This window comes from Rhizobium sp. NRK18, assembly GCF_024385575.1.
In the GTDB taxonomy this organism is placed as follows: Bacteria; Pseudomonadota; Alphaproteobacteria; order Rhizobiales; family Rhizobiaceae; genus JANFMV01.
On record NZ_JANFMV010000001.1, the window covers coordinates 99,428 to 123,496 of the forward strand.

Annotated in this window: 24 protein-coding genes; 11 read left to right on the plus strand and 13 right to left on the minus strand. The window is 62.1% G+C overall.

Features of this window, described 5'->3' with window-relative positions; genetic code table 11:
* The first annotated feature begins 201 nt into the window (after positions 1-201).
* Together pdxY and NN662_RS00410 are read left to right on the plus strand one after the other, a co-directional pair.
* Positions 202-1,068: a pyridoxal kinase PdxY gene (pdxY, locus tag NN662_RS00405; RefSeq protein WP_261928344.1), complete on the plus strand. Its 867-nt coding sequence runs from the start codon at positions 202-204 to the stop codon at positions 1,066-1,068.
* A 35-nt stretch (positions 1,069-1,103) separates the two neighbouring features.
* Entirely contained in the window at positions 1,104-1,745 is a 642-nt protein-coding gene (locus NN662_RS00410; RefSeq protein ID WP_261928345.1) for a carbonic anhydrase, read from the plus strand.
* A 72-nt stretch (positions 1,746-1,817) separates the two neighbouring features.
* Here the strand turns inward: NN662_RS00410 and NN662_RS00415 are convergent, their stop codons facing one another.
* The 4 genes from NN662_RS00415 to leuB form a co-directional block, all read right to left on the minus strand.
* Positions 1,818-2,648, minus strand: coding sequence for a lytic transglycosylase domain-containing protein (locus NN662_RS00415; RefSeq protein WP_261928346.1), 831 nt, complete (start codon positions 2,646-2,648; stop codon positions 1,818-1,820).
* A 189-nt stretch (positions 2,649-2,837) separates the two neighbouring features.
* On the minus strand, positions 2,838-3,872 hold the full coding sequence (locus NN662_RS00420; protein ID WP_261928347.1) for an aspartate-semialdehyde dehydrogenase: 1,035 nt from the start codon (positions 3,870-3,872) through the stop codon (positions 2,838-2,840).
* Between the two features lie 272 nt (positions 3,873-4,144).
* Positions 4,145-4,921 (minus strand): lipid A 1-phosphatase LpxE, encoded by a 777-nt coding sequence (gene lpxE / locus NN662_RS00425; protein WP_261928348.1) that lies wholly within the window; start codon positions 4,919-4,921, stop codon positions 4,145-4,147.
* Positions 4,922-5,050: 129 nt separating this feature from the next.
* Positions 5,051-6,163 carry a 3-isopropylmalate dehydrogenase gene (gene leuB / locus NN662_RS00430; protein WP_261928349.1) on the minus strand — a complete coding sequence of 371 codons (1,113 nt, stop codon included), beginning with the start codon at positions 6,161-6,163 and terminating at the stop codon, positions 5,051-5,053.
* Between the two features lie 314 nt (positions 6,164-6,477).
* Between leuB and NN662_RS00435 the strand changes: the two genes are divergently transcribed.
* Positions 6,478-7,815 (plus strand): glycosyltransferase family 4 protein, encoded by a 1,338-nt coding sequence (locus NN662_RS00435; RefSeq protein ID WP_261928350.1) that lies wholly within the window; start codon positions 6,478-6,480, stop codon positions 7,813-7,815.
* Positions 7,815-8,558, plus strand: a complete 744-nt coding sequence (locus NN662_RS00440; protein ID WP_261928351.1) for an HAD family hydrolase — start codon at positions 7,815-7,817, stop codon at positions 8,556-8,558. The genes NN662_RS00435 and NN662_RS00440 overlap by 1 nt, the downstream gene beginning before the upstream one ends.
* A 51-nt stretch (positions 8,559-8,609) precedes the next feature.
* Here NN662_RS00440 and leuD read toward each other — a convergent pair whose 3' ends face one another.
* Together leuD and NN662_RS00450 are read right to left on the minus strand one after the other, a co-directional pair.
* Positions 8,610-9,215 carry a 3-isopropylmalate dehydratase small subunit gene (gene leuD / locus NN662_RS00445; RefSeq protein WP_261928352.1) on the minus strand — a complete coding sequence of 202 codons (606 nt, stop codon included), beginning with the start codon at positions 9,213-9,215 and terminating at the stop codon, positions 8,610-8,612.
* A gap of 118 nt (positions 9,216-9,333) precedes the next feature.
* Positions 9,334-9,573 carry a hypothetical protein gene (locus NN662_RS00450; RefSeq protein ID WP_261928353.1) on the minus strand — a complete coding sequence of 80 codons (240 nt, stop codon included), beginning with the start codon at positions 9,571-9,573 and terminating at the stop codon, positions 9,334-9,336.
* A 114-nt stretch (positions 9,574-9,687) separates the two neighbouring features.
* Between NN662_RS00450 and NN662_RS00455 the strand changes: the two genes are divergently transcribed.
* Together NN662_RS00455 and NN662_RS00460 are read left to right on the plus strand one after the other, a co-directional pair.
* Positions 9,688-10,599: an HpcH/HpaI aldolase/citrate lyase family protein gene (locus tag NN662_RS00455; RefSeq protein ID WP_261928354.1), complete on the plus strand. Its 912-nt coding sequence runs from the start codon at positions 9,688-9,690 to the stop codon at positions 10,597-10,599.
* Entirely contained in the window at positions 10,596-10,802 is a 207-nt protein-coding gene (locus NN662_RS00460) for a DUF1737 domain-containing protein (protein ID WP_261928355.1), read from the plus strand. Before NN662_RS00455 ends, NN662_RS00460 begins: the two co-directional genes overlap by 4 nt.
* Positions 10,803-10,823: 21 nt before the next feature.
* On the opposite strand, the gene NN662_RS00465 is transcribed toward NN662_RS00460, so the two are convergent.
* Entirely contained in the window at positions 10,824-11,258 is a 435-nt protein-coding gene (locus tag NN662_RS00465) for a metallopeptidase family protein (protein WP_261928356.1), read from the minus strand.
* Between the two features lie 209 nt (positions 11,259-11,467).
* On the opposite strand from NN662_RS00465, the gene NN662_RS00470 reads away from it, so the two are divergent.
* The 5 genes from NN662_RS00470 (at position 11,468) to bfr (ending at position 18,087) form a co-directional block, all read left to right on the plus strand.
* Entirely contained in the window at positions 11,468-12,400 is a 933-nt protein-coding gene (locus tag NN662_RS00470) for an ImuA family protein (RefSeq protein ID WP_261928357.1), read from the plus strand.
* Complete coding sequence (locus NN662_RS00475; protein ID WP_261931823.1) at positions 12,324-13,859, plus strand: Y-family DNA polymerase; 1,536 nt, start codon at positions 12,324-12,326, stop codon at positions 13,857-13,859. The genes NN662_RS00470 and NN662_RS00475 overlap by 77 nt, the downstream gene beginning before the upstream one ends.
* The gene (locus NN662_RS00480; RefSeq protein ID WP_261928358.1) at positions 13,856-17,179 is read left to right on the plus strand and encodes an error-prone DNA polymerase; all 3,324 of its coding nucleotides are present in this window, start codon (positions 13,856-13,858) and stop codon (positions 17,177-17,179) included. Before NN662_RS00475 ends, NN662_RS00480 begins: the two co-directional genes overlap by 4 nt.
* Before the next feature lie 145 nt (positions 17,180-17,324).
* Entirely contained in the window at positions 17,325-17,636 is a 312-nt protein-coding gene (locus NN662_RS00485; RefSeq protein ID WP_261931824.1) for a (2Fe-2S)-binding protein, read from the plus strand.
* Positions 17,602-18,087 (plus strand): bacterioferritin, encoded by a 486-nt coding sequence (gene bfr, locus NN662_RS00490; protein ID WP_261928359.1) that lies wholly within the window; start codon positions 17,602-17,604, stop codon positions 18,085-18,087. Before NN662_RS00485 ends, bfr begins: the two co-directional genes overlap by 35 nt.
* A 73-nt stretch (positions 18,088-18,160) precedes the next feature.
* Here the strand turns inward: bfr and NN662_RS00495 are convergent, their stop codons facing one another.
* From NN662_RS00495 to rsfS, 6 genes are all read right to left on the minus strand, one after another.
* The gene (locus tag NN662_RS00495) at positions 18,161-18,688 is read right to left on the minus strand and encodes an RNA pyrophosphohydrolase (RefSeq protein ID WP_261928360.1); all 528 of its coding nucleotides are present in this window, start codon (positions 18,686-18,688) and stop codon (positions 18,161-18,163) included.
* A 36-nt stretch (positions 18,689-18,724) separates the two neighbouring features.
* Positions 18,725-19,933: a divergent polysaccharide deacetylase family protein gene (locus tag NN662_RS00500; RefSeq protein ID WP_261928361.1), complete on the minus strand. Its 1,209-nt coding sequence runs from the start codon at positions 19,931-19,933 to the stop codon at positions 18,725-18,727.
* Positions 19,934-20,003: 70 nt separating this feature from the next.
* A complete protein-coding gene (locus NN662_RS00505; protein ID WP_261928362.1) occupies positions 20,004-21,341 on the minus strand; it encodes a S41 family peptidase in 1,338 nt (445 codons plus the stop codon).
* Positions 21,331-22,773, minus strand: coding sequence for a murein hydrolase activator EnvC family protein (locus NN662_RS00510; protein WP_261928363.1), 1,443 nt, complete (start codon positions 22,771-22,773; stop codon positions 21,331-21,333). Before NN662_RS00510 ends, NN662_RS00505 begins: the two co-directional genes overlap by 11 nt.
* Positions 22,774-22,883: 110 nt before the next feature.
* Positions 22,884-23,366: a 23S rRNA (pseudouridine(1915)-N(3))-methyltransferase RlmH gene (gene rlmH, locus NN662_RS00515; protein WP_261928364.1), complete on the minus strand. Its 483-nt coding sequence runs from the start codon at positions 23,364-23,366 to the stop codon at positions 22,884-22,886.
* Positions 23,367-23,477: 111 nt separating this feature from the next.
* Positions 23,478-23,891: a ribosome silencing factor gene (gene rsfS / locus NN662_RS00520; protein ID WP_261931825.1), complete on the minus strand. Its 414-nt coding sequence runs from the start codon at positions 23,889-23,891 to the stop codon at positions 23,478-23,480.
* Positions 23,892-24,069 lie beyond the last annotated feature (178 nt).

The following is a 24,069-nucleotide window of genomic DNA, read 5'->3' on the forward strand; positions in this document are numbered from 1 at the left end:
TGGGCTGATTTTGCTTCAGTCGCGTTCTGGAATCTGCATTTTCCCAGTCATAACGTCGATTTTCCCTCAAAGTCGAGCGCCTTTTGTCCTTCGCCAGGATTGAATCGATTTGACTTATGCAAATAATCGTAAGGCCGGCGAAGGTGTTGACATCAGGCGCCTATTGGGTTGATGAGCCTTATGCGTTTGTGGTGCACCTCTATGTCAGACGTCTCTCCGGCCGTACTCGTCATATCCAGCCATGTGGTTCGCGGCTCCGTGGGCAACCGGGCCGCAGCTTTTGCCCTGGAGGCGCTAGGCCACCCGGTCTGGGCCATGCCGACCGTGGTTCTTCCCTGGCATCCGGGCCATGGCCCGGCCACGCGGCTGTCCTTCGCGCCGGATGATTTCGACCGGGCGCTGGACGATCTCGCGAATTCGCCGCGTGCAGGGGAGATCAAGGCGGTCCTGACGGGGTATTTCGCCGATGAGCGGCAGGTGCATGCTAGCGCGCGCCTGATCCGGGCCTTGCGAGACCGGCGCCCGGATCTCTTTTATGTCTGCGATCCGGTGATGGGCGATTTCGGCGGTCTTTACATCCCCGAGGCGACCGCGGCCGCTGTCCGGGATCAGCTTATTCCGCTTGCGTCGCTCGCTACCCCCAATCGCTTCGAACTTGGCTGGATGTCCGGTGCTTCGCTGGAGACCAATGCCGCGGTCATCGATGCCGCGTTGTCGCTCGGCCCTGCACAGGTGCTGGCGACGTCGGCGGTCGCCATGATGAAGGGCAGTACCGGCAACCTGTTCCTCTCGGGCCGGCATGCGCTGATGGCCGAGCATCGGGCCATCGAAGGGTCGCCGAACGGTCTGGGGGACCTGCTTGCCGCTCTGATGCTGTCGCGTCTCGTCAAGGGTGAGGACGAGGAGCGGGCGCTGCAGATGGCGACGTCAACCGTTTTCGAAGTGGCCGCCCGCGCGGTCAAGCGCGGCAGCGACGAGCTGATGCTGGAGACGGATATCGCCAGCCTGTCCACACCCATGGCCATGGTACAGATGCGACGACTTCATCATCCGGCCAAAAGCCGGTAGAACCATTCCAAACAGATGAACAGGGATCAAAAATCATGCTGCGCTTTCCCAAGAGGTTGCTCGACGGCTACAACGATTTCATGGGTGGCCGTTACCTTGACGAGCGCGATCGGTACAAAGCGCTGGCCGAGCAGGGCCAGAAGCCGCAGACGCTGGTGATCGCCTGTTGTGACTCCCGCGCCGCTCCGGAAACCATCTTCAATTGCGGCCCAGGTGAACTTTTCGTGATCCGGAACGTTGCCAACATGGTTCCTCCATACGAGCCGGACGGTAACTATCACTCGACCTCTGCGGCGCTGGAGTTCGCCGTGCAGTCGCTGCGGGTGAAGGATATCCTGGTGATGGGGCACGGCCGTTGCGGCGGTATCAATGCCGCGCTGAACCCGGATGGCGAGCCGCTTTCGCCGGGGGACTTCATCGGCAAGTGGATGGGCATGCTGCGGCCGACGGCGGCGCAGATCATCGGCAATACGCTGATGACGGCATCCGAACGGCAGACGGCGCTCGAGCGGGTGTCGATCCGCAATTCGCTTGCCAATCTGCGGACGTTCCCCTGCGTCAAGATCCTCGAGGACAAGGGAAAGATCCAGCTACATGGCGCCTGGTTCGACATTTCGACCGGCGAACTCTGGGTCATGGATCCGGACACCGGCGATTTCGCCCGCCCCAACGCATAGTAAAGCCCAACGCATAACCGGCCCGCTGGGGGCCGGTCATCTCAATCGAAAAAGGGTGTCAGGCGGCGGCGGTTACTGCGCGCCGTCGATCTGCTGGCCGATATAGGCGATCGCCTGCTGATAGACGCCGGCGGCGTTCCAGCCCTGGATTGCCGAGAAATTGGCCTGGCCGGGCTGATAGCCGGCGCCACGCTGCCAGCCGTGGCCGACAAGGAAGTTGGCCGTCGAGGCAAGAGCGTCGGCGCGCGAGCCGATCAGATCGACGCTGCGGTTGCCGTCGCCGCTCACACCGTAACGGATGACGTTGCGCGGCAGAAACTGCGTCTGACCGATCTCGCCATGGGCGGCACCGCGTGCGGAGGGGCTCAGATAGCCCTTCTGGACGAGTTCCAAGGCGGCGTAGAGCTGGTCGGTGAAGAAGGCCGAGCGGCGGCAGTCGAATGCGAGCGTGGTGACGGCCGACATGGTGTGCTGGTTGCCCTGGAAACCTCCGAAGCCGGTTTCCATGCCCCAGATGGCGATCAGTGGTCCGGCCGGTACGCCGTAGCGGCGTTCGATGGCTGCGAACAGCGAGGCATTGGCCCGCTTGACCTGCTTGCCCCGGGAGATGATCGACGCACCGCCGCGCTTGCGCATGAACTGATCGAAGGAGAGCTTGAAGCTGTGCTGACCGCGGTCGGCACGGATAGTCGGGACGTTGTACTTGACGCCGGAAAACGCCTTGTCGAGCGTCGATGCGCTGACGCCGCGCGATTGCGCCTGCTGCTTGAAATCCTGAACCCAGTTGTCGAAGCCGGCCGATGTGTTGCCGCATTTTGCGGCCGCCGATGCGCCGGTAACGGTGGCTAGAAGTGTTGCGGCTGCCAGCGCGGCGCTCGCAAGTATCGTTTTTACTGCTCGCATGAAATTCTCCTGGGGGATTCGGAAATTCGCCGGAAACATGCCAGTTTGCCGGGTTTCTGTCACCACTGCCCTACTCCGAGAGCGTTAAAAAATGGCGCATTCTCCGGACGGTGTTGCGTTATACTGACACGTAAAAGAAAAGGCGGCCCCGGGGGCCGCCTCAAAAGCGTGGTTTTATTCGCCGAAGGATCAGGCGGCCTTCTTCTTGGCGCTGATCAGACCGCGATTGACGAGCAGTTCGGCGATCTGAATGGCGTTCAGAGCCGCACCCTTGCGCAGATTGTCGGACACGACCCAGATGTTCAGGCCGTTCTCGACGGTTGCGTCCTCGCGGATGCGCGAGATGTAGGTCGCATCTTCGCCAGCCGATTCGTAAGGCGTGATGTAGCCACCGTTTTCGTGCTTGTCGATCACGAGGCAGCCCGGCGCTTCGCGCAGGATGTCGCGTGCCTGATCGGCGGTGATCTCGTTTTCGAACTCGATGTTGACCGATTCCGAATGGCCGATGAAGACCGGGACGCGCACGGCCGTGCAGGTCACCTTGATCTTCGGGTCGAGCATCTTCTTGGTCTCGGCCAGCACCTTCCACTCTTCCTTCGTGTAGCCGTCTTCCATGAACACGTCGATGTGCGGGATGACGTTGAAGGCGATGCGCTTGGTGAACTTCTTGTTCTCGATCGGATCGGCGACGAAGACGGCGCGAGTCTGGTTGAACAGCTCGTCCATGCCTTCCTTGCCGGCGCCGGAAACGGACTGGTAGGTCGAAACCACGACGCGCTTGATCTTCGCGGCATCATGCAGCGGCTTCAGGGCCACGACGAGCTGGGCAGTCGAGCAATTCGGGTTGGCAATGATGTTCTTCTTCTTGAAGCCGGTGATGGCGTCCGGGTTCACTTCCGGAACGATCAGCGGAACTTCCGAATCGTAACGCCAGGCCGAGGAGTTGTCGATGACGACGCAGCCCTGTTCGCCGATCTTCGGGGACCACTTCTTCGAGACGTCGCCGCCCGCCGACATGAGGCAGATGTCGGTGTCGGAAAAGTCATAGGTTTCAAGGTTTTTGACCGTGAGCGTCTTGTCGCCATAGGACACTTCGGTGCCGATGGAGCGGCTGGAAGCCAGTGCGACAACCTCGTCGGCGGGGAAACCGCGTTCGGCAAGGATCGTCAGCATTTCACGTCCGACATTGCCGGTTGCACCGGCGACTGCAATTTTGAAACCCATTTTCCTGCTCTCTTTTCTGCCTCTCCTCGGTCGGTTTGGAGGTGAACGACCGCATGTTGCGGTCGTTCCGTCCCCGGCTTACCGGGGAGATAGCGGCAGGCCGAAGGACGTCAGACGGTTTTCGTCGTTTTCGTTTTGGCCTTGGTTTTGGTCACGAAAAGGGAACATGCGGCGACATGCGCTTCAAGCGCGTCTTGGCCGGCAATGTCAAAGCGGTATTGCATAGGACGGTTCCCTTTCACGCCGTGGTAATACGAGCATTTTTACAGGAGTCAAGTGGTCCGTTTGGCCTTCCAGGCGCGGATGCCGCTGAAGAGCGGCAGTCGGGGGGCCGGTATGCCGTGCCGATCGATCAGGAACACGAGGCCGTAACGGGAGAAGACGGCGGCCATCATGAAGGAGAACCAGCCGCCATAGGCAAGACCGGCGATCACGTCGCTCGGATAGTGGGCGCCGACGATGACGCGGGTCATGCCGAAGAAGACGGCGATCAGGAAAAAGGCGATGCGGTAGCGCGGGGTCAGCAGCGCGAAAGCCATGAACAGCGCGCCGATGGTGGTCGAATGGCCCGACGGGAAGCTCTCGAAACGGCTGCCGCTGAAGGCAGAGAAGTGAAACGGGCCGAGATCGTCGAAGTAGATCGGCCGGGCCCGGCCGATGATGCGCTTGATGATGTTGGCCGAAAGACCGGAGAGCGCGACGGAGAGAAAGACATAGGCGGCCAGATTGGCGTACATCAGCGCGCGGATGCCCTGGCGGGTGCGGTTTCTCCACCACGCCGCCGTTCCGGCGATCAGTATGAATGCGCTGAGGAAGAGGATCCAGCCGGATTTGCCGACATCGGTGATGTCGCTGCCGAGCGCGCGTGTGAAGGCAGGCAGTTCCCGTGCCGACATGCCCAAGGGGATATCCAGCGTCAGTGCGGCGATGAAGACGAGACCGGCGGTGACGGCAAGGGTCTGGCGCCAGTAGAGATTGGGAAACAGCGTGCAATTGCGACGCTTGCGGGCTTCCAGCCAGTTCTGCCATTCACGGAAAGATGCCTGCAAGGATTTCTCGCCTCACCTGTTTTTATTAAGTTCTGTCAAGGCCACGGAGCAATGATTCACGTGAAACTTTTGTTTCCCGCGGCGCGCGCCCCCAACAGATAGGGAAGCGCGCGCATGGAAAACAGGGGATCAGGCCGAAAGCGCCTTGAATTCCGCCAGAATGGCGTCGCCCATCTCCGTGGTGCCGACCTGACGGCAGCCTTCGCCCATGATGTCGCCGGTGCGAATGCCGCTGTCGAGGACGTTGGCAATCGCTTTTTCCAGGTTGTCGGCTTCGGTGACCATGTTGAACGAATAGCGCAGGCACATGGCGAACGAGGCGATCATGGCGATCGGGTTGGCAATACCCTTGCCGGCGATGTCCGGTGCGGAGCCGTGTACGGGCTCGTAGAGCGCCTTGCGCTTGCCGGTCTTGCCATCCGGTGCGCCGAGCGAGGCCGACGGCAGCATGCCGAGCGAACCGGTCAGCATCGCGGCAACGTCGGAGAGCATGTCGCCGAACAGGTTGTCGGTGACAATGACGTCGAACTGTTTCGGAGCCCGAACGAGCTGCATGCCGCCAGCATCCGCCAGCATGTGGTCGAGCTTGACGTCGGAATACTTGGCCTTGTGGGTTTCGGTGACCACCTGGTTCCACAATACGCCGGACTTCATGACGTTGCGCTTTTCCATCGAGCAGACCGCATTCTTGCGGGTGCGCGCCAGCTCAAAGGCGACCGAGGCGATGCGCTCGATTTCGTAGGTGTCGTAGACCTGGGTGTCGACGGCGCGCTTCTGGCCGTTGCCGAGATCGGTGATGGTCTTCGGCTCGCCGAAATAGACGCCGCCGGTCAGTTCGCGGACGATCAGGATGTCGAGGCCTTCGACCAGTTCCGGCTTCAGCGAGGAAGCATTGGCCAGCGCCGGATAGCAGATGGCCGGGCGCAGGTTTGCAAACAGTTCCAGATCCTTGCGCAGACGCAGGAGACCGGCCTCGGGGCGAACCTCATAAGGGACGCTGTCCCACTTGGGTCCGCCGACCGCGCCGAACAGGACGGCATCGGCGGCAAGCGCTTTCTCCATATCGCCTTCGGAAATGGCCTCGCCATGGGCGTCGTAGGCGCAGCCGCCCACCAGGCCTTCGTCGGTTGTAAAGCCGGCGTTCATGTCGCTGTTCATGTAGGCGATGACCTTGCGGACTTCGGCCATGGCTTCCGGACCGATCCCGTCGCCGGGCAGGAGAAACAGATTGCGGACGGTCATGAGGGCACCCTTCTTGACTGAAAATGAGGAGTTGGCGGTTCTTAAACGGCGTCAGGGGGCTTTTCAAGCCGGATAGCGGCCTTCGCCGTACGGCGCGGTACGTTTCGGGGGCAATCTGCAAACGGGTCTGCCGCCATTTTTGATCTTGCTTCGCTGAATTTATTCGCCGCTCACCGGAACCTCGGTGCCGGTCATGCGTTCAAGTCTTTGTGCCTTCTGTGTGTCTTGCCTAAAATTGTCACACACTTATGCCAGTCTAAAAAATAGCCATTATCCCTTGATGATGAACGGAGGAGCATCTAGCCTTAATCATCATGACATCAGATAATTCAGATTACCTAAGCCGCATTCTACTCATTTCCACACATGGCTACGTCGCCGCCGACCCGCCGCTCGGAGCGGCAGATACCGGTGGGCAGGTCGTCTACGTCATCGAACTTGCCAAGAAACTCGCCCAGCTCGGATTCGCCGTAGACATTTTCACCAGACGCTTTGAGGACCAGCCGGAGATCGACGAGGTCGACAAGAATGTGCGCGTGGTGCGCATTCCCTGCGGTGGCCGCGAATTCATTCCCAAGGAATACCTGCACCGGCACCTGATGGAGTGGTGCGAAAAGGCGATCCGTTACATCAAGCAGAACGATCTGCAGTATTTCTTCATCAACAGTCACTATTGGGATGCCGGGGTTGCCGGCCAGCGGCTGTCCGAATTCTTCTCCATCCCGCACATCCATACGCCGCATTCGCTCGGCATCTGGAAAAAGCGCCAGATGGAAACCGATTATCCGGACAAGGCGGACCAGTTCGAGACGGAGTTCAACTTCTCGGAGCGCATTCGCCACGAGCTGATCATCTATCGCAGCTGCGACATGGTGGTGGCGACAACGCCCGTGCAGCTCGACATGCTGATCAACGACTACAATCTCAGCCGCGATCAGGTGCACATGATCCCGCCGGGCTATGACGACAACCGCTTCTTCCCGGTCTCCGAGGCAACGCGGCAGATGCTGCGCAAGAAGTTCGGCTTTGAAGGCAAGACCGTGCTGGCACTCGGCCGGCTGGCGACCAACAAGGGCTACGATCTTCTGATCGACGGCTTTTCGGTACTGGCCGAGCGAGTGCCGGAGGCGCATCTGCATCTTGCTGTCGGCGGCGAGAATATGGACGACCACGAACGGTCGATCCTCGACAAGCTGAAGGCGCAGGTCAGTGCCCTTGGCCTCGATAGCCGGGTAACCTTTGCCGGATTCGTCGCCGACGAGGACCTGCCGGATTATTACCGTGCAGCCGACATGTTCGTTCTGTCCAGCCGCTATGAGCCGTTTGGCATGACCGCGATCGAGGCGATGGCCAGCGGAACGCCGACGGTGGTTACCGTGCATGGCGGGCTCTTCCGGGCGATCAGCTACGGCCGCCACGGCCTGTTTGCCGATCCCTTCGACAAGGAGGATCTCGGCATCACCATGATGAAGCCCTTCAAGCATGCGCGGCTTTATGGCAGGCTGTCGCGCATGGGCGCACACAAATCCCGCAGCCTGTTTACCTGGACCGGCATCGCCCAGCAGCTGATCGCTCTGGTCGAGGGACGTCCCATGCGTCAGGCCATGGCGCATGATAAGGAATGGGCCGAACCCTGGCACGATGACGACTGATGACGACGATCCGGCTCTTCTCCTCCGACCTCGACGGCACGCTGCTCGGCAACACGCTGGCGGTCCTGCGGTTCCGCGATTTCTGGCAATCTCTTGAGCCGGAGTCGCGGCCGCTTCTCGTCTACAATAGCGGGCGGCTGATCGACGACATGGAGGATATCGTTGCGGAGGAAGGTCTGCCGCCGCCTGACATCTATATCGGCGGCGTCGGCACCATGCTCTCCGGCGATCATCCTGACATCGACAGCGCCGGGTTTCTGTCGATGCTCGGCGAAGATTTCGATGTGGCCGCGATCGACGCGGTGATGCGCGGCATTCCCGGCATCGAGCGGCAGCCGGAGCGCTACCAGCACGGGTACAAGTCCAGCTGGTATCTGCGTGACGCCGACGAAACGGAAATCCAGGATATCGAACAGCGCCTGCAGGAGGCCGGCTATGCGGCAAGGCTGGTCTATTCGAGCAGCCGCGATCTCGATGTCCTTCCCGATCGCGCCGACAAGGGCGAGGCGCTGACCTGGTTCTGCGACAGTCTTGGGATCAGCCTCGGTCAGGTTGTCGTCGCTGGTGACAGCGGCAATGATGCCGGCATGTTCCGCCTGTCGGAGGTGCGTGGCGTCGTCGTCGGCAATGCACTGCCGGAACTGGTGGCGCTGACGTCTCGAGACAGCCGCTATTATCGGGCCAAGGCATCCATGGCGGATGGCGTCATCGAAGGCCTGAAGCACTGGGGCGTCGGCCAATAAAAACCGGCCGCCGTTTCCGGGGGCCGGTCTGTTAATGCCATTCGTCGGGCTTCAGGCCCAGGGATGAAGCTCGGCGTTCTTCTTTTCGAACGTGTCGATCGAGGAAACCTTCTCCAGCGTCAGGCCGATGTCGTCGAGGCCGTTCAGCAGGCAATGGCGCTTGAATTCGTCGATGTCGAAGGAAATCTTGCCACCGTCCGGGCCAGTGATTTCCTGGTTCTCCAGATCGACCGTCAGCACGGCGTTAGCACCGCGGCTTGCGTCGTCGAGGAGCTTTTCCAGCTCTTCCGGCGTCACCTTGATCGGCAGGATGCCGTTCTTGAAGCAGTTGTTGTAGAAGATGTCGGCGAAGCTCGTCGAAATGACGCAGCGGATGCCGAAATCGAGGAGAGCCCAAGGGGCGTGCTCACGCGAGGAGCCGCAGCCGAAATTGTCGCCGGCAACGAGGATTTGGGCGTTCTGGTAGGCCGGCTTGTTGAGCACGAAATCGGGATTGAGCGAGCCGTCGTCGAGATAACGGGCTTCCGCGAAAAGACCCTTGCCGAGGCCGGTGCGCTTGATCGTCTTGAGGTAATCCTTCGGGATGATCATGTCGGTGTCGATATTGACGACCGGGTAGGGTGCGGCGACGCCGGTGAGTTTGACGAACTTGTCCATAAGCCCTTCCTGCCTTCTTCATACAGCAACCGGACGGCGCCAGATGGCCATCCGGAATTTCAGTTGCCCCGGCAATAGAGCAAATTCAGGCAAAAATGAAGAAAAAACTTCGCGCCGCTCAAAGGTCGATGATGGTGCCGCGACCGTCGTTCCAGATGCGCATCTGCTCCTGCTCGCGGCCCTTGGTGGTGCGGGCGTGAACGTGGGCGGGCTTCAGGCGAAGGGAGATGGCGCGGCCGATCATCACGAGGGCGAGAATGCCGGTGAAGGCAACCGTCAAGGACGCGGCAAAAACGAACGTCAGGCCGACAAGAGCGACTCCGGCAATGGTCAGGAGGATGGCGCGAATGTTCTGCATCGGGAAAAATCCTTTCATGGAGAGCAATGTGAGATTTGATTGCGGCGCTTTCAAGGGGGATGCGGCCATTTGTCGGAGCTTGCGCCGCCGTTCAAAGCTTGGCATGACTTTGCCATGATGCCTTCAACGCCTGTTCATCCCGTCCGTATCCGCCGCTCGGTGCTTTGCGTACCCGCGGCCAACCAGAGGGCGATCGCCAAGGTCGCCTCGCTCGCCTGCGATGCTGTGATCTTCGACCTCGAGGATTCCGTCGCCCCGGAGATGAAGGGCGAGGCACGGCAGAACCTGGCGGATGCGCTCAGCCAACGATCTCCCGCCGCAATGGAAACGATCATTCGCGTCAACGAGCCGGGCAGCGCCTTTCATGCCGCCGACATGGACTGCGTGCTCGCCTGCCGGCCCGACGCCGTCCTCATCCCGAAGGTCGAGGAGCCGGAGGATATCTTCGCCGTGCTCGACCGCCTGGCCGAGGCCGACGCGCCGGAAAGCCTGCGCATCTGGGCGATGATCGAGACGCCTAAGGCGATCCTGAACCTGACGGCGCTCGCGGCGTCCGGCCGCACGCAGGCCTCACGGCTGGATTGTCTGGTGGTGGGCCTCAACGATCTGCGCAAGTCGACCGGCGTCCTGCCGGAGCCGGGCCGTTCCTATCTCGTTCCCTGGCTGATGCAGACGGTGCTGGCGGCGCGGGCCTATGGGCTCGACGTGATCGACAGCGTTTCGAACGATTTCAAGGATCTCGGCGCCTTTGCCGCCGAATGCGCGCAGGGCCGTGCGATGGGGTTTGACGGCAAGATGCTCATTCATCCGGCCCAGATCGGCCCGGCCAATGCGGCGTTCGGGCCGAGCGAGACGGCGCTTCGGGAAGCCGAGGCGATCATTGCCGCGTTTGCCGCGCCGGAAGCGGCGGGCATGGGCGTCATCAACATGGACGGGTGTATGGTCGAGCGGCTTCATCTTGCCGAAGCCGAGGTCCTCGTCCATAAGGCGCGCATGATTGCCGAACGTGAAAAGGCCTCAAGATGAAACTCTACCGCTTTCTGACCGGTCCGGACGATGCTTCCTTCTGCCACAAGGTGACAGCGGCCCTGAACCAGGGCTGGTCGCTCGCCGGCTCCCCGACCTATGCGTTCAACGCAGAGGCCGGCGTCATGCAGTGCGGGCAGGCGGTCGTGAAGGACGTTCACGGCAAGGACTACGAGCCCGACATGAAGCTGTCCGAGCAATAGGCTTGCTGTTTTTCGGACGGGCTACCGGCTGATCGTGTCGGCGGTTTCCTCGATGCGCTGCATGTCATCGTCGCTCAGGCCGAAATGGTGGCCGATCTCGTGGATCAGCACGTGGGTGACGATGTCGCCCAGGGTCTCGTCATTCTCGGCCCAGTAGTCGAGAATGGGGCGGCGGTAGAGCGTGATGTGGTTCGGCAGGTCGCCGGTTTCGAGCGAGAAGCGTTCGGAAATGCCGCACCCTTCGAACAGGCCGAGCAGATCGAACGGCGTTTCCAGCGCCATGTCCTCGAAAACCTCGTCCGTGGGGAAATCGGTCACCTCGATGACGAGGTTGCCGGTCAGCTGGCGGAATTCTTCCGGAAGATTGCCGTAGGCCTCTATGGCCAGCGACTCGAAGACGCTGATCGTCGGCGCGTGGCTGTCCCGCCAGTTTTCACTCAAGTCAATGCGGGCCATGTATGCTCCTTCATCATGGCGCTCATATAGCGTTTCCTGCCGATCATTTCGAGACCCCGCGCGGCTGCGGACCAAAATCCTGAGATTTTGGTTGACTCTTTTCGAGGGCTCTGGAATCCATAAGAACATAACAGGAACATTTGGGCCGTAGAGTGCACCACACTCCGGGCCGGTTCTGTAAACGTCAAAATTTCCAAGGAGTGAACGTCATGGCAGACCTGGCCGTGGCGCGGCAGACTGTTGCTGCCCTGCAGGCAGAGATCGACCGTATCGAAGGGCGTGGCGCCGTGATTGCCGCCGCGCGCAGCGATACCGCCTGGCAAAAATGCCAGGAGACCGCCGATCCGGTCCTGCCGCTCGGCATTACCGAGGTCGACGAGCGTCTGCAGGGCGGCCTGCCGTCTGCGGGACTGGTCGAACTGCGTTCCGAGCGGCTCTCCGGAGCGGGAGCGGCAAGCGGTTTCGCGCTTGCCGTCTTCGCGCTGATGCAGGCGCGGCTGGAGGCGAAGGGTGGCCATGGACGGCTGATCTGGATTGCCGACGCCATGGCAGGCCGCGAGGCCGGCTTGCCCTATGCCGCCGGGCTCGAGGATTTCGGCCTGCAGCCGGAGAGCCTGCTTTATGCGGCGTCCGACCATCTGGAGGAAACCCTGTGGCTGACGGAAACCGCGCTTGGCAGCGGGGCCTTCTCCGCCGCTATCCTGGAGATTTGCGGCAATCCCAGGCATTTCGGCCTGACGGAAAGCCGACGGTTACATTTGCGGGCCCGGGAGGCGTGCGTTCCCCTGTTTCTCGTCCGGCAGGGCGGAGAGGAGGAGGCGAGCAGCGCGCTTCTGCGTCTCAATGTCGTTTCGGCGCCGTGCGGACTGCGCGCGCTTGCCGACGGAAGCCGGCTGGAGGCAAGCCTTGGCCATCCCGCCTTTCGTCTTGCCGTCGAAAAGAGCCATCACGCGATCCCCGCCGAATTCGAACTGGAGTGGAACCCCGATGACCGTCAGTTTTTCCGCCCTGCCTCTCATGCAGCCGCCGTTCCCGTCCCGGCGGGACCAGCGCATTCTGGCGCTGGTGTTTCCGCATCTGCCGACGGATCGCATCGCCCGCAGGCGCTGGGGTCTGTCCTGGCGTTCGACCGGGCGTCCTGAGCATCCGCCGGTCGCCTGCGTGGCCAGGCACAAGAGCGCCATGCGGCTGACGGCGCTCGATGAGGTGGCCGAAAGCATCGGCTTCAAGCGTGGTCAGGGCGTGGCGGAGGCGCGCGCCATGTCGCCCGATCTCGATGTCATCGCCGCCGACGAGGCGGCCGACCTGCGTTTCCTGGAGGCCATCGCCGACTGGTGCGATCGCTATACGCCGCTGGTGGCGCTGGATCAGCCGGATGGTCTTTTCCTCGACATTACCGGTTGTGCGCATCTCTTCGGCGGCGAGCAGGCCTTGCTTGATGATATTCTCACGCGGCTTTTCCATATGGGGCTCGATGTGCGTGGCGCGATCGCCCCCTCGCCGGGGCTCGCCTGGGCCTGTTCGCGCTTCGGCGGGCCGGCGGTGTCGTTTCAGGGGGACGAGGCCAGGATCCTTGCCCCGATGCCGCTTGCCTGCCTGCGCCTGACGGCGGAGCTGTTGCTCACGCTTTCCAAGTCGGGGCTCAAGCGGGTCGGCGACATTCTCGGCGCACCCCGCGCGCCGCTCGCCCGGCGTTTCGGCCCCGAACCCCTGCTCAGGCTCGACCAGGCACTCGGCTCGGCCGGAGAATCGGTCTCGCCGCGCCGGCCGGTCGCCATCCTGTCCGCCGAGCGGCGGCTTTCCGAACCGGTCGGCGAGGAGGACGACCTTCTCCATCTCGCCGGACAGCTGGCGGGCTCCCTCACATCCGGCTTCGAGGCGCGCGGCGAGGGAGGGCTGCAGTTCGAGCTGCTCCTCTTCCGGGTGGATGGCAGGGTGTTTCGCATTCTCGCAGGCGCCTCCTTGCCGACCCGCGATCCGGCGCGCATCGGCGGACTTTTCAAGGAGCGCTTTGCGGCCCTGCATGAAAGCTATGATGCCGGTTACGGTTTCGAAATGCTGCGGCTCAACGTGCTGCAGGCGGCGCCCAGTCTTCAACATCAGCCGGACTTCACCGGCGAGGAGGATGAGGACGGGTCGTTTGCCGCCTTTGTCGACCGGGTGAGCGCCCGGCTGGGCCCCGATTGCCTGAGGGTGCCGGTGACGCGGGAAAGCCATTGGCCGGAGCGCGCCTCCGTGCTGATGCCGGCAGGCGAGGCCGCCGACTGTCTGCCGGCTGCGGGCGAGCCGCGACCGCCGCCATTCAGGGCCGAGCGGCCCTTACGTATTTTCCGCTATCCCGAACCGGTGGAGGCCATGGCCGACGTGCCCGAGGGACCGCCCGTGCATTTCCGCTGGCGCAGGGCCCTTCACCGGGTTTTGCGGGCTGAAGGTCCCGAGCGGCTGGCGGCCGAATGGTGGATCGATGGCGAGACGCACCCGACCCGCGACTATTTCCGGATCGAGGATGAAGCCGGGCGCCGCTTCTGGCTCTTCAGGGAAGGGCTTTACGAGCGGGAGGCCGGCGTGCCGCGCTGGTTCCTGCACGGAGTTTTCGCATGAATGCCGATCAGGGCTTCGCCGAACTTGGCCTGAAGAGCAATTTTTCCTTTCTGGAAGGCGCCTCGCATCCGGAGGAACTGGCCGTGACGGCGGCGAGGATGAAGCTTTCCGGTTTCGGTCTCGCCGACCGGAACACGGTGGCCGGTGTGGTGCGCGCGCATCTGATGGCGAAGGAGGAGAATATTCCCTATCAGCCGGGCGCCCGGCTGGTGTTTTCCGACGGCACGCCGGACATTCTCGCCTATCCCAAGAACCGCAGGGGCTGGGGGCATCTCTGCCGTCTTCTGACCGAGGGCAACCTGCGTTCGAAGAAGGGAGACTGCACGCTTCATGAGAGCGATCTCTTCGAATGGGCGGACGATCTGCTTCTCGCGGTCCTGCCCGACCGCCATGCGGGGTTTGCTGATCTGCCTTCCTTCCTGTCGCGGCTTCGCCGGCGGGTCGGCACGGATGCCTATCTGGCGCTGGTTCCCCATTATGACGGTCGTGATCGTGAAATTTTCGCAAGCCTTGCCCGACTTTCCCGCTCGGCGGGCCTAAAGCTGCTTGCGACCAACGATGCCTGCTATCACCAGACAGAGCGCCGCCCGCTTGCCGACGTGGTGACGGCGATCCGCGAGCATGTGACGGTTGCCGCCGCCGGCCATCTGCTGTCGGCCAATGCCGAGCGGCATCTGAAGCGGCCGCAGGAGATGAAGCGGATTTTTCGACACTATCCCGAAGCGGTCGCCAACAGTCTCGACTTCTTCGGCAAGCTGCAATTCTCGCTCGACGAGCTGAAATACGAATATCCGGACGAGACGGTGGCGGGTGAAACGCCGGCCGGGACCTTGCGGCGGCTGACCTATGAGGGCGCGGCGGAACGGTATCCGGACGGTCTTCCCGAGCGGGTTCGCCGGCAGATCGAGCATGAGCTGGCGCTGGTGGGCGAGCTTCGCTACGAGCCCTACTTCCTGACGGTCTGGGATATCGTGCGTTACGCCCGCTCCCAGGGCATTCTCTGCCAGGGACGTGGCTCGGCCGCCAATTCGACGATCTGCTTCTGCCTTAAGATCACCGAAGTCGACCCGACACTCACGGATCTCCTGTTCGAACGCTTCATCTCTCCGGAACGCGGCGAACCGCCGGATATCGATGTCGATTTCGAGCATGCCCGCCGCGAGGAGGTGATCCAGTATATTTATGCGAAATACGGTCGCGACCGCGCCGGGCTGGCGGCCACCGTGATCTGCTACCGCATGCGCTCTGCCGGGCGCGAGGTGGCCAAGGTCTTCGGCCTGTCGGAAGATGTGCAGTCGGCGCTTTCCGGCAGTATCTGGGGCTGGTCGTCATCCGATTTCACCGAACGGGAAGCCAGGGCGGCAGGTCTGTCGATGCAGGACAGGGTCACGCAGCGGGTCCTTGCCTATGCGACGTCTCTCATGAGCTTCCCACGGCATCTTTCCCAGCATGTCGGCGGCTTCGTCATCACGCGCTCGCGGCTGGACGAGGTCGTGCCGCTGATGAACACGGCGATGGAAGGGCGGACCATGGTCGAGTGGGACAAGAACGATCTCGACGCGCTCGGCATCCTGAAGATCGATATCCTGGCGCTCGGCATGCTGACCTGCATGGCCAAGGCCTTCGACATGCTGGCGCTTCATTACGACCGGCCGTTGACGCTGGCGACCATCCCGAAAGAGGAAGAGGATGTCTACGACATGATCTGCCGGGCCGATACGCTCGGCGTCTTCCAGATCGAAAGCCGCGCACAGATGAGCATGCTGCCGCGGCTGCGGCCCCGCTGCTTCTACGATCTGGTGATCGAAGTTGCGATCGTCCGGCCCGGCCCCATCCAGGGCAACATGGTGCATCCCTACCTCCGGCGGCGGCAGGGTAAGGAAAAGGTGACCTATCCCAAGGAGGAGCTGCGCGAGGTTCTGGGCCGCACGCTCGGCGTGCCGCTGTTCCAGGAACAGGCGATGAAGATCGCCATCGTCGCGGCCGGCTTCACGCCGGGCGAGGCCGACAAGCTGCGGCGCGCCATGGCGACATTCCGCCGGGTTGGCACCATTCACACCTTCAGCCGGAAGATGATCGACGGCATGGTCGCCAGGGGTTACGAGGCGGAGTTTGCGGAACGTTGTTTCCAGCAGATCGAAGGCTTCGGCGAATACGGCTTTCCGGAAAGCCACGCCGCCTCCTTCGCTCTCCTGGTCTATGCCTCTTGCTGGATGAAGGCGCATTATCCGGACGTCTTCTGCGCCGCCATGCTGAATTCTCAGCCGATGGGGTTTTATGCACCGGCCCAGCTGGTGCGTGATGCGCGCGAGCACGGCGTGGACATCCGCCCGGCCGATATCAACGCGTCATTCTGGGATTCCGTGCTGGAGGAGGGAGCCTTCGACCCCGGCAGGATCGAACGGCGGCACGGCGAAATGCGCAAGGTCATCCGCACGCGCAAGTCGTTGCGCCTCGGCTTTCACCAGATCAAGGGGCTTTCGCAGGAGGATATGACGGCGCTCGTCGCCAACCGTGGCGCAGGCTACGATTCCGTTCGTGATCTCTGGCTGCGCTCCGGATTGTCGAAGTCGGGCATCGAGCGGCTCGCCGATGCCGATTGCTTTCGCTCCATCGGTCTCGGACGGCGCGAGGCGCTCTGGGCCGTGCGGGCGCTCGACGGCCAGAGCGCGGCCGAACGCTTGCCGCTGTTTGAAAATGCCGGTGGCGGCGACCTGCAGAAGGAGGCGGAGATGCGGCTGCCGACGATGCCGCCCGGCGAGGAGGTGCTGAACGACTACCGTTACCTGTCGCTGTCCCTGAAGGCGCATCCGGTTTCGTTCCTGCGCAAGGTCTTTGATGCCGACCACATCACGATCAGCCGGGATCTGGAAACGACGGCGAACGGCCGGCTGGTATCGGTTGCCGGACTCGTCCTCGTGCGCCAGCGGCCTGGATCCGCCAAGGGGGTGATCTTCATGACGCTGGAGGACGAAACCGGTGTCGCCAACACCATTGTCTGGCCGAAGGTCTTCGAGGCTTACCGCTCGATTGTCATGGGCGCGCGGCTGGTGAAGGTCACCGGCCGGCTGCAGAAGGCGGACGGTGTGATCCACGTGGTGGCCAATCGCATCGAAAACCTCAGTCCCCTGCTGGCGCTGCTGGAGGAGAAGGGGGCCGGGATCGACTTTCTGGCCCGTGCCGACGAGGTTCGGAAACCGCAAATGTCACGGCAGTTCGGCACGCCGCGGCAATCTTACGCAGGCCTTCTGGGCAAGGACAAGGGCGAGGACCAGCGGGCGCTGGAACAGTTGATGCCGAAGGGCCGCAACTTCCATTGATCGTCCGGCGGCCATGAAAAAGCCGCGCTGGCCGTCAAACTGGCGATATCTCGTCAGGGTCCGGCAAGAGAAAATTCTTGACAATCGATCCCATGTTTAGCAGATAACCAGATAGTAAATGTCATGTTTGACAGGTCGCTTGGAAATGCTCGTCTGCAGTTGTAACTTCATCACCGCCAAGGAAATTGAAGACACCATCGTCGCCTTGCTCGACGAGGATTGCTGGCAGCTGATCGTGCCTTCGAAGGTCTATCATGCGATGGCGAAGCGCGGGCGCTGCTGTGGCTGCTTCCCGAATGTCGTCGACATCATCATTCGCACGACCGAGCGCTACCATCTGGAACACCCCTCGACAGAGGCCGAGATGTTCGATTTCATGTCGCGCTTGAAACGATTCCACGAAGAACAAAGGAGAGCGGACATTGAAAGGCGACAAAAAAGTCATCGAGCAGCTTAACGAGGCCCTGTTTCTGGAGCTCGGTGCTGTCAACCAGTACTGGCTCCACTACCGGCTGCTGCAGGACTGGGGCTTCACCAAGCTTGCCAAGAAGGAGCGCGCCGAGTCGATCGAAGAGATGCACCACGCCGACCGCCTGGTCGACCGCATCATTTTCCTCGAAGGTCATCCGAACCTGCAGACCGTCGCACCGCTTCGCATCGGCCAGAACGTCAAGGAAGTGCTCGAGGCCGACCTCGCCGGCGAGTATGACGCCCGCAAGGCCTACAAGAAGTCCCGCGACATCTGTCACGACGCCGGAGACTATGTCTCCATGAAGCTTTTCGAAGAGCTGCTGATGGACGAGGAAGGTCATATCGACTTCCTCGAAACCCAGCTGGAACTCCTCGGCAAGATCGGCGAAGAGAAATACGGTCAGCTCAATTCTGATTCCGCCGACGCCGCTGAATAAGCGGACAGTCGATACAGGTAAAAGAAACCCGGCTCAAAGGCCGGGTTTTTTGTGGCGGTCGCATCAGGTTCCGTCAATTGCCGGAGAGATGCGCGAACTGGGCGACGACCTCTTCATAGACCTTGCGCTTGAAGGGCACGATCAACTCTGGCAGGTCGCCCATCGGTTTCCAGTCCCAGGCGTCGAATTCGGCCTCGTGGCCGCCCGGCGGCGGGTTGATCGCGATATCGCTTTCGTTGCCCTCATGGCGGAAGGCATACCATTTCTGCGTCTGGCCGCGATATTTTCCCTTCAGCCCGATGCCGATGAGTTCTGCCGGCAGGTCGTAATTGATCCAGCCGTCACTTTCGGCGAGAAGCGAGACGGACTTCATGCCGGTCTCCTCGTAGAGCTCCCGGTAGGCCGCCTTCAGAGGTTCCTCGCCCTTGTCGATCCCCCCCTGCGGCATCTGCCAGAGCTGCGGTGAACCGTCGTACTCCGAATTGCCGTCCGGAATCCGCCTGCCGACCCAGACGAGGCCCGCGGCGTTCAGCACCATGACGCCCACGCAGGGACGATAGGGAAGATCTTCCGCCGTTATCTTGCCGGCCTTCTTGCTCATCGACTGTCCTCTTGCAACTTCTATGTCGTTCCTGACTTACTGATCGGCGCTGGTTGCCAGGGCGGAAACCCCGACGATCTCTATTCCCCGACGCTCGGCGTCCTTGCTCCACTGGGCAATCGCCGCAATGCTTTCATCGAAGGCCGAGGCGACGCCGACAGCCGATCCCTTGCGCTGGGCAATCCGTTCCAGCTCGTCGAGCTTGCCCATGATGGCGGCGCGGTTCAGATCGCCGTCGAGAAGAACGTCACCGACCGAATAGGGCATGTTCAGCGTCTTGGCGAATGTCCCGGTCAGCGAGCGGGCCGAGGAGCCGTCGTCCATAAACAGCAGGCCGCGAGACGCGATGTCGCGCATGACCGGATCCAGCGCGTCGGCATCGGCAAGAAAGCGCGAACCCAGATAGTTCATCACACCGGTATAGTTGGTGATCTGGCCCATGGCACGATGAAGCTTCTCGATGTTCTCGCTGGCGCTTTGACCGACCATCAGCATGTCGCGCGACAGATCGTTGGCGGGATAGGAGAGCGGTTCGAAGGGCACCTGGATCAGAATTTCGTGGCCGCCGCGGCGGGCTTCCTGCATCCAACGCTGCAAGCTGTTGCCGCTGGAGGCGAAAGCCAACGTCACTTCCGGCGGCAGGCGATCAATGGCGTGCTTTGTGCCCGTCTGGCTCAGACCGAGGCCGCTGACGACGATGGCGATCCGGTTGCCGTAGGCACCCGACCAGGGGCGGGCATATTGGTCGACCGGCCGCAGGCCGCCATCGCCGACCTTCGGCAGGTCGCCATAGGGGCTCGACTCGATCAGGTCCTGGTTCGGCAGCGCGGCCATGCGCGGATCCTGCCCGACCTGCTGGGCGCTGACGATCACCGGCCCGCTGCCGTCGCGGGAGCCCGGCGAAAACTTCGTGACGACCTTGCCGTCATCCGTTTCGGTCTTCTCGACGCGCGCACCGGAGCGGGCATCGGCCCGAGGCAGTCCCTGGGCTGTGCCCTTGGCGGTGTCGTCAGGCTTTGCGGCCGGTTGTGGAGGCTGTGTCGCATTGTCGGCGACCTGCGTCGCAGACACCTCTCCGGGTGCAACCGTGCCGACAAAGCGGGAGGTGGCGGCGGAATAGGCAGATAATCCGAAGACCGGCACGACGATGAGGGCGGCAGCGATGCGCGTGCGCGTGAGCCAGCCGAGGCGCTGGCGGCGCGGCGGTCGTTCCTGTCCGAGAGGGGAATGGAGGTCCGTCTTCACGCGGGCTTTTCCGGTTGAAGGCTACGGAAGGGCAGGGCGCGGTTCCCGGATGAGAACCGCGCCCTTCGCATTACTTTTTCAGAAGCTCGGCCTTTTCCGGATTGGCCGGGAAGGCCGGGTCCGTCTTCTTGCCGCGCAACAGGTCCAGTGCGTAGTTCAGCTGGATGTCGTCCTTTTCATCCGGCGGAACGTAGGCGATCGAACCCGAACCGGCATCGGTCTCGCTCTGGCCCTGGATGTGGCCGCGCAGGCTGGATTCGCCCTCGGTGCGAAGCTTGCCCTTCAGGTCGTCTGGCAGCGGCTGTTCGACCGTGATGTCCGGCGTGATGCCGGTACCCTGGATCGATTTGCCGGACGGCGTGTAGTAGAGCGCGGTGGTCAGGCGAAGCGCACCGGCATCGCCGAGCGGTATGATGGTCTGAACGGAGCCCTTGCCGAAGGACCGGGTGCCGACAACGGTGGCGCGATGCAGATCCTGCAGGGCGCCGGCAACGATTTCCGAAGCGGAAGCCGAACCGCCGTTGACGAGTACGATAACCGGCTTGTGATCGGCGAGATCACCCGGGCCGGCGTTGAAGCGGCGGGTTTCCTCCGGATTGCGTCCGCGGGTCGAAACGATCTCGCCGCGCTCCAGGAAGGCGTCGGACACGTTGATCGCCTGGTCGAGGAGGCCGCCCGGATTGAGCCGCAGATCGAGGACATAGCCCTTCAGCTTGTCTTCCGGCACCTGTTCCTTGATCTTGTCGAAGGCCTTTTCGAGATCCGGGAATGTCTTCTCGGTGAAGGAAATGATGCGCATGTAGCCGACATCGCCGTCATCCGCCTTCTCGACCCGCCACTTGACCGCCTGAACGGCGATGATGGCGCGCTTGACCTCGATATCGATCGGCTTGTCGGCGCCCTTGCGCAGGATGGTGAGCTTGATCGGCGAACCGACCTCGCCGCGCATCTTGTCGACCGCCTGTTCCAGCGTCAGGCCGCGCACGTCGGCGCCGTCGATGGCGGAGATGAGGTCGCCGGAAAGAACGCCCGCCTTGGCGGCCGGCGTGTCGTCGATCGGGGTGATGACCTTGACGAGATCGTTGTCCATCGTGACTTCGATGCCGAGGCCGCCAAATTCACCGCGCGTCTGCGTCTGCATGTCGGCAGCGTCCTGGGCATTCATGTAGCTGGAATGCGGATCCAGCGAGGACAGCATGCCGGAAATGGCGGCTTCGATCAGCTTCTGTTCGTCCGGCGGCGTCACGTATTGCGCGCGAACCCGCTCGAAGACGTCGCCGAAGATGGCAAGCTCCTTATAGGTCGAGATCCCTGCTGCCTGGGCGGGGATGCCGGCTGAATAGAGAACACCCATCGCCGTTGCTCCCATGAGAGCCCCTGCGACAACGAGAGAGACCTTACGTATCATTGCGTGCCTTTCCAGTGCTTTTCCCGGTCCACCAGGGGGCAGAATCAACCGGCTCCCCGTCATGTCTGAATTCAATGTAAAGTGTTGGCTGACTTGTTTCCAGCGCCAATGCGGCGGCACTTGCAACTCGTGTCGCGCCCATCACCGCCAGAGGCTCTCCCGCGAAGACAAACTTGCCCTGACTGGTTTTCAGCGAGTCCATGCCCGATAGGATCATATGGTAGCCGTCGCCCATGTCGAGAATGATCATCTGTCCGTAGCTGCGGAACTTGCCGGCATAGACCACCTGAGCGTCCGCGGGGGCTATCACGAGCATCCCCGCATTCGTCGCGATCGTCGTGCCCCTTGCAGGATGGCCCGTCCCGTCCGAATCCCCGTATTTGCGCACGACATCGCCGGCGACCGGGAACTGCAGTTTATTCTTCAAGTCTTCAAACGCATATGCGGGCGCAATGCGGTTTTTATCGGGCAGGCCATCGTCGGCGAGACCCTTCCCATCATCCGTCTTGCCCTGGCCCTTCTTCAATCGTTCGATCTCGGCCGCCCGTGCCGCTTCCTTCGCATCGCGCAGCGTCCCGATTTCATTTTCCAGCGAAGCGATCAGGTCCTGCAGGTTGGTCGCCTTGGCGGCGAGTTCCTCGGACTTCCTGCGTTCCGCTTCCAGCTTGGCGGTGTTTTCGTTGTTGACGCGATCGTTTTCGGCCAGAAGCAGGTCCATGCGCTTCTCCTCTTCCAGGTTCTGCTGGATGATGGAGGCGTAATTGGCCTTCTCGTTGCGCATGGCGGTTTCGACGGAGGTCAGCTGCTTGAGCGCCGTGATGAGCTTGTCGGTCTCCTGGCGGATGCCGGGAACGACGGCACCGAGCAGAATTGCGCTGCGCACCGACGCAAGCGCATCCTCGGGGCTGACGAGCAATGCCGGCGGCGGGTTGCGTCCCATGCGCTGCAATGCGGCGAGAACTTCGGCCAGAACGCCTCGGCGCTCGTGCAGCGACGCGCGGATCTTGTCCTGCTCCAGCCCGAGCGCTGACAGCTTCTTTTCGCTGTCGATGACCTTGTCTTCGAGTTGCCGGCGTTTTTCGGCGGATTCGATAAGGGCCTGCTTGATGGAGGCGCTGGTCTTCTCCAGCTCCGCGATGCTGTTTGCGAGCTCCTTGGCGCGCTGGTCGGAGAGCTTCATGCTGTCGGCAAGCTTCTGCATCTCCGCGCGTGTCTGTTCCCGCTTCTCTTCCAGAGCCTTGGCGGGATCTTCGGGAGCAGCGGCATCGGCGCTGGCGCCGGCGGCGGCGGGAATGGAGTCGGTGGGCGGCTCCTGGGAGTAGACCGGATCGGCAAAGCCCGGCACGCCGAAAAAGACGAACAGCAACAGGCCGCCTGCCAGCAGTGGCGGCGCCAGAAGCCAGGCATGTCTCTTGTTGGCGGCGATCTTCATTCCCTCCCAGCGTAAGCCGGCAAGATTGCGCGAAACTATGGCCCGAGGCGGGCCGGTTCACTCCTTAGCGGAAAAAAGTGCGAAACGGGAGTGCCGGGCGGGTGCGGCGATCAGGCCCGATGATAGGGGTGTCCGGAAAGAATGGTGACCGCGCGGTATAGCTGTTCAGCAATCAGGATCCGCACGAGCTGGTGCGGCCATGTCATGCGGCCGAGGTTGAGGACGTAATCCGCCTTCTGGTGCAGATCGGGATCGAGGCCGTCGGCACCGCCAATGGCGACCATCAGGTCGCGGCGGCCGTTGTCCTTCAGTGTTTCGAGGAGTTTCGCGAATTCTTCGCTGCCGATCGTCTTGCCGCGCTCGTCGAGGAGAATGAGCGCCGAGCCTGCCGGCAACGCCTTTTCCAGCATTGCGGCTTCCTCGCGTTTGCGGGTCGCGGCATCGGAGGATCGGCTTTCCTGGACTTCCGTCACGCGGGTAAACTCCAGCCCGATCGCGGGGCCGGCCTTGGAAAAGCGGTCGAGATAGCGCGCCGACAAATCCTTCTCGGGCCCGGCTTTCAGCCGCCCTACCGCAAAAAGGCCAATTCGCATGCTTCTCCCGCCATTTTTTGCGGCGAGCATCCCTGCCGGCCTTTATGGGCCGTCCGGCATGCGTTGCCACAATTTTCAACTCAGGCGATCAGATCATGCCTGAGTGCTGCATCAATGCAGTGTTTCGTCCTGAATATCGGGCGCGGCCCACATCTTCTCGATGTTGTAGAACTCGCGGACTTCCGGGCGGAACACGTGAATGATGACGTCACCGGTGTCGATCAGGACCCAGTCTCCTGTTTCCAGACCTTCGACGCGGGCGCCGGAAAAGCCGTCATCCTTGAGATCGGAAATCAGGCGGTCGGCGATCGCGGTGACATGCCGGTTGGATCGCCCGGAGACGACGACCATGTAGTCGCCCAGCGCGGATTTTCCAGCAATGTCGATGGTGACGATATCTTCTGCTTTGGAGTCCTCGAGGCTGGCGAGGACAGTTTCAAGAGCACGGGCCGCGGCATCGGCGCCACGTTCCTGGCTCTGCGGGAGATGGACTGGCGTCCTTCCCTTTGCGTGTACTGTTGTCAGGGTTGTTCCTTTCGATCAAAAACAGCACTTCGACTCGGCGCGAAGTTTTGCCGAACCATTAATAAGATAGGCATTGAATGGTTAATGTTTCAAGACGCCTGCGGTTCAGCGGTTAATGTCTTGTAAAGCAGTGTTGCCCGTTTGCCCGGTTCTTGTGCTGCCTGAAAGCCTCCGGCGC

Bases quoted from the DNA above. Each gene is read 5' to 3' on its own strand.
- leuB (WP_261928349.1), bottom strand. From the start codon at position 6,163: ATGACCGTCCGCAATCTGTTTCTCCTGCCCGGCGACGGGATCGGTCCG.
- NN662_RS00440 (WP_261928351.1), top strand. From the start codon at position 7,815: ATGACGACGATCCGGCTCTTCTCCTCCGACCTCGACGGCACGCTGCTC.
- NN662_RS00460 (WP_261928355.1), top strand. From the start codon at position 10,596: ATGAAACTCTACCGCTTTCTGACCGGTCCGGACGATGCTTCCTTCTGC.
- NN662_RS00420 (WP_261928347.1), bottom strand. From the start codon at position 3,872: ATGGGTTTCAAAATTGCAGTCGCCGGTGCAACCGGCAATGTCGGACGT.
- NN662_RS00485 (WP_261931824.1), top strand. From the start codon at position 17,325: ATGCTCGTCTGCAGTTGTAACTTCATCACCGCCAAGGAAATTGAAGAC.
- NN662_RS00415 (WP_261928346.1), bottom strand. From the start codon at position 2,648: ATGCGAGCAGTAAAAACGATACTTGCGAGCGCCGCGCTGGCAGCCGCA.
- NN662_RS00435 (WP_261928350.1), top strand. From the start codon at position 6,478: ATGACATCAGATAATTCAGATTACCTAAGCCGCATTCTACTCATTTCC.
- NN662_RS00495 (WP_261928360.1), bottom strand. From the start codon at position 18,688: ATGAGCAAGAAGGCCGGCAAGATAACGGCGGAAGATCTTCCCTATCGT.
- NN662_RS00450 (WP_261928353.1), bottom strand. From the start codon at position 9,573: ATGCAGAACATTCGCGCCATCCTCCTGACCATTGCCGGAGTCGCTCTT.
- NN662_RS00480 (WP_261928358.1), top strand. From the start codon at position 13,856: ATGAATGCCGATCAGGGCTTCGCCGAACTTGGCCTGAAGAGCAATTTT.
- NN662_RS00465 (WP_261928356.1), bottom strand. From the start codon at position 11,258: ATGGCCCGCATTGACTTGAGTGAAAACTGGCGGGACAGCCACGCGCCG.
- NN662_RS00505 (WP_261928362.1), bottom strand. From the start codon at position 21,341: ATGATACGTAAGGTCTCTCTCGTTGTCGCAGGGGCTCTCATGGGAGCA.
- NN662_RS00410 (WP_261928345.1), top strand. From the start codon at position 1,104: ATGCTGCGCTTTCCCAAGAGGTTGCTCGACGGCTACAACGATTTCATG.
- NN662_RS00470 (WP_261928357.1), top strand. From the start codon at position 11,468: ATGGCAGACCTGGCCGTGGCGCGGCAGACTGTTGCTGCCCTGCAGGCA.
- NN662_RS00510 (WP_261928363.1), bottom strand. From the start codon at position 22,773: ATGAAGATCGCCGCCAACAAGAGACATGCCTGGCTTCTGGCGCCGCCA.
- leuD (WP_261928352.1), bottom strand. From the start codon at position 9,215: ATGGACAAGTTCGTCAAACTCACCGGCGTCGCCGCACCCTACCCGGTC.
- pdxY (WP_261928344.1), top strand. From the start codon at position 202: ATGTCAGACGTCTCTCCGGCCGTACTCGTCATATCCAGCCATGTGGTT.
- rlmH (WP_261928364.1), bottom strand. From the start codon at position 23,366: ATGCGAATTGGCCTTTTTGCGGTAGGGCGGCTGAAAGCCGGGCCCGAG.
- NN662_RS00455 (WP_261928354.1), top strand. From the start codon at position 9,688: ATGATGCCTTCAACGCCTGTTCATCCCGTCCGTATCCGCCGCTCGGTG.